Origin of the sequence: Streptomyces sp. NPDC050617 (assembly GCF_040654795.1) — a bacterium.
Lineage (GTDB): Bacteria > Actinomycetota > Actinomycetes > Streptomycetales > Streptomycetaceae > Streptomyces.
Genome location: NZ_JBFAIS010000054.1, coordinates 21,326 through 27,382, shown reverse-complemented (window position 1 = coordinate 27,382; position 6,057 = coordinate 21,326). Strand labels below are relative to the sequence as shown.

Annotated in this window: 4 protein-coding genes; 2 read left to right on the top strand and 2 right to left on the bottom strand. The window is 72.3% G+C overall.

What is annotated here, in order from left to right:
- Window positions 1-474: 474 nt before the first annotated feature.
- Together AB0I49_RS37530 and ptsP are read left to right on the top strand one after the other, a co-directional pair.
- Window positions 475-924, top strand: coding sequence for a PTS glucose transporter subunit IIA (locus tag AB0I49_RS37530; protein WP_363231715.1), 450 nt, complete (start codon window positions 475-477; stop codon window positions 922-924).
- A gap of 78 nt (window positions 925-1,002) precedes the next feature.
- A complete protein-coding gene (gene ptsP, locus AB0I49_RS37525; RefSeq protein ID WP_363231714.1) occupies window positions 1,003-2,673 on the top strand; it encodes a phosphoenolpyruvate--protein phosphotransferase in 1,671 nt (556 codons plus the stop codon).
- Window positions 2,674-2,751: 78 nt separating this feature from the next.
- Here the strand turns inward: ptsP and AB0I49_RS37520 are convergent, their stop codons facing one another.
- Both AB0I49_RS37520 and AB0I49_RS37515 read right to left on the bottom strand, forming a co-directional pair.
- The gene (locus tag AB0I49_RS37520; RefSeq protein WP_363231713.1) at window positions 2,752-3,666 is read right to left on the bottom strand and encodes a hypothetical protein; all 915 of its coding nucleotides are present in this window, start codon (window positions 3,664-3,666) and stop codon (window positions 2,752-2,754) included.
- A 91-nt stretch (window positions 3,667-3,757) separates the two neighbouring features.
- Entirely contained in the window at window positions 3,758-5,776 is a 2,019-nt protein-coding gene (locus AB0I49_RS37515) for an acetoacetate--CoA ligase (RefSeq protein WP_363231712.1), read from the bottom strand.
- Between the last annotated feature and the right edge of the window lie 281 nt (window positions 5,777-6,057).

Genomic DNA, 6,057 nt, shown 5'->3' with positions numbered 1-6,057 from the left:
AGTCTGGCGTTGACTTTTGGCACGCTGTTGAGTTCTCAAGGAACGGACGCTTCCTTCGTGACCGTTTCACCGGTCTCTCCGGGCGCTTCCCTTCGGTGTTCCACCACTCTATCAGTGCTTTTCCCGCTCTCTTACCGCTCGTTTTCTGCATATACGCATATACGCAGACACACAGAAGCGAATCCGAGAATTGGATCAGTATCTGATAGGTGCCGCCCTCCGACTCGCCCGCAGTTGACTGCGTGCCTCGGTCGTTGGCAGGGGTACGACAGTACATGCCCCGCAGAGCCGAGGCAAATCGATTCCTCGCTGCGGGCTCACCGCGGGCGCGCTGTGGGACCGGCTCCGGGACCGCACTCTTATGGATCTTGTGTGCGGAATCCGCCGTTCCTATGACTTACCCTTCTGACCAGTGCGTCGTCCGGGACAGGTAGTGACGGCGCGTGATGAATCTCCGCCCCTGGGAGGCTTCCCATGACCACCGTGACGTCCCCGCTCACCGGACGCGCCATCGGACTCGCGGCAGTGCCCGACCCGGTCTTCTCCGGCGCGATGGTGGGGCCCGGTACCGCCATCGATCCGGCCCGTGAACCGTCCGAGGCCGTGGCGCCCGTGGACGGTGTCGTCGTCTCCCTGCACCCTCACGCGTTCGTCGTGGTGGACGCCGAGGGACACGGTGTGCTGACCCACCTCGGCATCGACACCGTTCAGCTCAACGGCGAGGGCTTCGAGCTGCTCGTCAACAAGGGCGACACCGTCACGCGCGGCCAGGCCGTCGTGCGCTGGAACCCGGCCGCTGTCGAAGAGGCCGGCAAGTCGCCGGTCTGCCCGGTCATCGCGCTGGAGGCCACCGCCGACGCGCTCGGCGACGTCCGCGAAGAGGGCGACCTCAAGACCGGTGACACGCTTTTCACCTGGCAGTGATCCCCGGGCCGCCGTCGGCGGCGCGTACGACATCCACCGCGACGGCCGTAGTCGTCGCATCAATGGGAGACAGGTGAAATGGAGACAACGCTGCGAGGCGTCGGTGTGAGCCACGGTGTGGCGATCGGCGAGGTACGGCACATGGGCACGGCGGTCCTGGAGCCGCCGGCGAAGCAGATCCCCACGGACGAGGCTCCGCGCGAACAGGGGCGCGCGCGCCAGGCCGTGGAGGCCGTGTCCGCCGATCTCATCGCGCGCGGGAACCTGGCCGGCGGTGAGGCGCAGGCCGTGCTGGAGGCCCAGGCCATGATGGCCCAGGACCCCGAGCTGATGGCCGACGTCGAGCGGCGTATCGCCGTCGGCAGCACCGCGGAGCGGGCAGTGTACGACGCCTTCGCCGCCTACCGGGCGCTGCTGGCCGGGGCCGGCGAGTACCTCGCGGGCCGGGTCGCCGACCTGGACGACGTACGGAACCGCATCGTTGCGCGGCTGCTGGGTGTGCCGATGCCGGGTGTGCCGGACAGCGACGAGCCGTACGTACTGATCGCGCGGGACCTCGCGCCCGCCGACACCGCGCTGCTCGACCCGGCGCTCGTGCTCGGGTTCGTGACCGAGGAGGGCGGGCCGACCAGCCACAGCGCGATCCTGGCCCGTGCGCTCGGGGTGCCGGCCGTGGTGGCGCTGCCCGGTGCGGGCGAACTCGTCGAGGGCACGGTCGTCGCGGTGGACGGCAGCACGGGCGAGGTCTTCATCGAGCCGGACGCGGCCAAGCGCGCCGAGCTGACGGGCGCCGCCGAGGCCCGTAAGGCCGCTCTCGCGGCGTCGTCCGGGCCGGGCGCCACCTCCGACGGGCACAAGGTGCCGCTGCTGGCGAACATCGGCGGGCCCGGCGATGTGCAGGCCGCGGTCGAGGCCGGCGCGGAGGGCGTGGGCCTGTTCCGTACCGAGTTCCTCTTCCTGGACGACAGCTCCAAGGCGCCGTCCGCGGAGAAGCAGGCCGAGGTCTACCGCGAGGTCCTGTCGGCGTTCCCCGAGGGCCGGGTGGTCGTGCGGGTGCTGGACGCCGGGGCGGACAAGCCGCTGGACTTCCTGACGCCGTCGGACGAGCCCAACCCGGCGCTCGGTGTGCGGGGGCTGCGCAGCCTCCTCGACCACCCGGAGGTGCTGCGCACGCAGTTGGCGGCGCTCGCCGAGGCTGCCGAGGGGCTGCCGGTCTACCTGGAGGTCATGGCCCCGATGGTGGCCGACCGGGCGGACGCCAAGGCGTTCGCGGACGCGTGCCGCGAGGCGGGGCTCCAGGCGAAGTTCGGCGCGATGGTGGAGATCCCCTCCGCCGCGCTGCGGGCCCGCTCCATCCTTCAGGAGGTGGAGTTCCTGTCGCTGGGGACCAATGACCTCGCGCAGTACACCTTCGCGGCCGACCGGCAGGTCGGCGCGGTGTCCCGGCTTCAGGACCCCTGGCAGCCCGCGCTGCTCGACCTGGTCGCCGCGTCGGCCGAGGCCGCCAAGGCGGAGGGCAAGAGCTGCGGCGTGTGCGGTGAGGCCGCGGCCGATCCGCTGCTCGCCTGTGTGCTGACCGGTCTGGGCGTCACCAGCCTGTCCATGGGCGCCGCGTCCATCGCGTACGTGCGCGCCACGCTGGCCAAGCACACGCTCGCGCAGTGTGAGCGCGCCGCCGCGGCGGCCCGTGCCGTGGACTCCGCCGACGAGGCCCGGCGGGCCGCGCAGGCGGTGCTGTCCGGCGAGTGAGCCGGATGTGAGCTCCCGCGACGAGGGGCGTTCCGACCGCGGCGCGCGGTGGGAACGCCCCTCGTGCGTGAGGGGGCGTCAGGTCGTCTCCCCCGCCTCCGGTGGCCGTACGAGCGGGGCGCCCGCCGCGTACTCCACTCCGTGCTCGGGCGGTACGGGTTCGCCGGTGTCGGCGTCCGTGCAGTAGGCGGCGAAGATCTCGGCCTCGCTCAGGGGGCGCAGCCAGTCGTCGTGCAGGGCCCAGCCGCGGACCCGGTCGCGACCGTCCGGCGTGGTGGTGCGCAGGACGACGCCGCCGCGGCGCGCGGTGGCCAGGCCGGCGGCCAGCACCGTGCAGAAGACGAGGGCCTGGGTCTGCGGCGCGTGGAGCGCGCCGCCGGGGCGGGGCTCGGCGCGCACCACCGCGACGAGCGGGGGCTCGTCGGCCGGGTGGTCGGCCGGGATACTGCACACCAGGTGGTGCGCGCTATGCCCGTCCACGTCGAGGAGCAGCCGCAGGGCGTGCGAGGCGCGGGCGAACGCGGCATCGGCCCGGTCCTCGCCGCAGCTCTCGCAGCCGGCCGCCCGGGAGAGCAGCCGCGTCGCGTACTCCCAGGTCGCCTGGCGTTCGGCGGCATCGATGAGGTGCGGCAGCAGGCGGTCGACGGGCTGGCCTTCGTAGGGCACCGTGCCGCCGGCCGCGCCCAGGTGGGCGGTGTAGCGGGTGCGGCTGGCGGGTGCGTCGGGGTCGAGGCGGGTGTGGGCGCAGAACTCCTCGTAGCCGACGGGGTCGAAGAGGGCGACGGTGACGTGGACGCCCTGGGCGGCGAGCGTCTTCAGCAGTCCTTCCATCTGCCGCAGGTAGGCCGTGTGGTCGTCGAAGGAGAAGGTCTCGTACCGCCGCATGGCCGCGAAGTCCCGTTCGTCGGCGAGCAGGGCCACGGTGCTGGGTGCTTCTCGGCGCAGCGAGCGCCGTGCGGTGGTGCGCTTTCGGTCGTTTCCGGCGTGCGCCATGACTCCCCCTCGGCGTGAGCGATCAATGCTCACTCAGAGTAATCGGGGGCACTGACAGTGGCCCTCGGCGTCGGCCGGCCGCGGGTCCGACTCAGCTGTCCGCGGCGGCGCGGTCGTGGGCGAGCCGCTCGTAGAATCGCAGGAGTTCGAGGTCGTCGACGGAGCCGGGGTTGACGGCCTTCTCCAGCTTGGCGCCTTGCAGGAGGCGTTTGACGGGGACCTCGATGCGTTTGCCGGTGAGGGTGTGCGGGACTCCGGGCACCTCGATGACCTCGTCGGGGACGTGGCGCGGGGAGAGGTTCTCGCGGATGGTGCTCTTGATGCGGGCGCGCAGCTCGTCGTCGAGTGCGGCGTCCGGGGCGAGGTGGACGAAGAGGGGCATCCAGTAGCCGCCGTCGGGCTGTTCGACGCCGATGACGAGGGATTCGCGGATCTCGGGGAGCCGTTCGACCGCTTCGTAGATGTCGGCGGAGCCCATCCGTACGCCCTGGCGGTTGAGGGTGGAGTCGGAGCGGCCGTGGATGACGACGGAGCCGCGGGAGGTGAGAGTGATCCAGTCGCCGTGGCGCCAGGCGCCGGGGAACATCTCGAAGTAGCTGTCGTGGTAGCGGGTGCCGTCAGGGTCGTTCCAGAAGTGGATGGGCATGGACGGCATGGGGTTGGTGACGATCAGTTCGCCGACCTCGTCGGTCACGGGCTGGCCGGCGGCGTCCCAGGCCTGGAGGTCGGTGCCGAGGCAGGGGGCCTGGAGTTCGCCGATGTGGACGGGGAGGGTGGGGACGGCTCCGGCGAAGCAGCTGCACACGTCCGTGCCGCCGCTGACGGAGGCGATCCACATGGAGTCGGCGACCTCGTCGTGGATCCAGCGGAAGCCGTCGGGGGGCAGCGGCGAGCCGGTGGTGGCGACGCATTCAACGGTGGTGAGGCCGAGGTCGCGCCCGGGGTGGAGGCCGGCCTTGCGGCAGGCCATGACGTACGCGGCGGAGGTGCCGAAGAGGGTGGCGCCGGTGCGTTCGGCGACGCGCCACTGGGCGGAGATGTCGGGGTGGCCGGGGCTGCCGTCGTACAGGACGATCGTGGCGCCGACGAGGAGGCCGGAGACGAGGAAGTTCCACATCATCCAGCCGGTGGAGGTGTACCAGAAGAAGCGGTCGCCGGGGCCGAGGTCGCAGTGCAGGCCGAGCTGTTTGAGGTGTTCGACCAGGATGCCGCCCTGGGACTGGACGATGGCCTTGGGGAGGCCGGTGGTGCCGGAGGAGTAGAGCACCCACAGGGGGTGGTCGAAGGGCACCTGCTCGTAGACGGGTTCGGCGCCGGCGGAGGTGAGCGCGTCCCATTCGAGGGCGCCTTCGGGGGCGGGGGTGCCGAGGAGCGGGATGTGCACGACGGCGCGGAGGGTGGGCAGTTCGCGGCGGAGTTCGGCGACGGTCTCGGCGCGTTCGTGGCGTTTGCCGCCGTAGCGGTAGCCGTCGACGGTGAACAGGACGACGGGTTCGACCTGCTGGAAGCGGTCGAGGACGCTGCGGGCGCCGAAGTCGGGGGCGCAGGAGGTCCATACGGCGCCGACGGCGGCGGTGGCGAGGAGCGCGGTGACGGCCTGCGGGATGTTGGGGAGGTAGCCGCTGACGCGGTCGCCGGGGCGTACCCCGAGGCGGCGCAGTTCGGCGGCGAGGGAGCCGACCTGGCCGCGGAGCTCGGCCCAGGTGATGGTCCGCGGTTCGTGGGTCTCGTCCACGTGGAGGAGGGCGGGCGTGCCGGCTCGGGCGGGGTCGTCGGCGGCGCGCAGGGCGTGTGCGGCGTAGTTGAGGGTGGCGCCGGGGAACCAGGTGGCGCCGGGCATGGCGCGGTCGGCGAGGACGCGCTCGTACGGGGTGGCGAAGCGGACGTCGAACCATTCGGTGGTGGCCTGCCAGAAGCGTTCCAGTTCCTGTACGGACCAGCGGTGGAGCGCGGCGTAGCTCGCGGCGGCGTCGCCGGGGACGGCGGGGGGCGCGCCGTGGTGCTTCGCGGCCCAGTCCTGGAAGCGGGTGACCTGGGCGGCGGCGATGCGGTCCTCGCCGGGCTGCCACAGGGGTTCCGGCTGGGCTGCGGGCTGCGGTGCGGTGGTCATCTGGCGTCTCCCGGCTGTCACGCGTCGTGGGCGTCGCCGCGCACGTGCGGGGTGTGCGCGGAACGCGGCTGTGCAGGACGATGCCACGTGATCGACTCCCGCACCAGGTCCGGGCCCCGCGGCGGGGGCGGCCGGGGTGTGCCGCGGCGCTGGGCGGCGGTCCGCGCCGAGCGCGTCGGGGGTGCGGCGGGTGTGGTCGGTGTGGATATCGGGTGTGCGGTGAAGCCGGGACGATATGGCGGGATACCCCTGGGTGAACGGGAGTTGAACGGAGCGCGCGC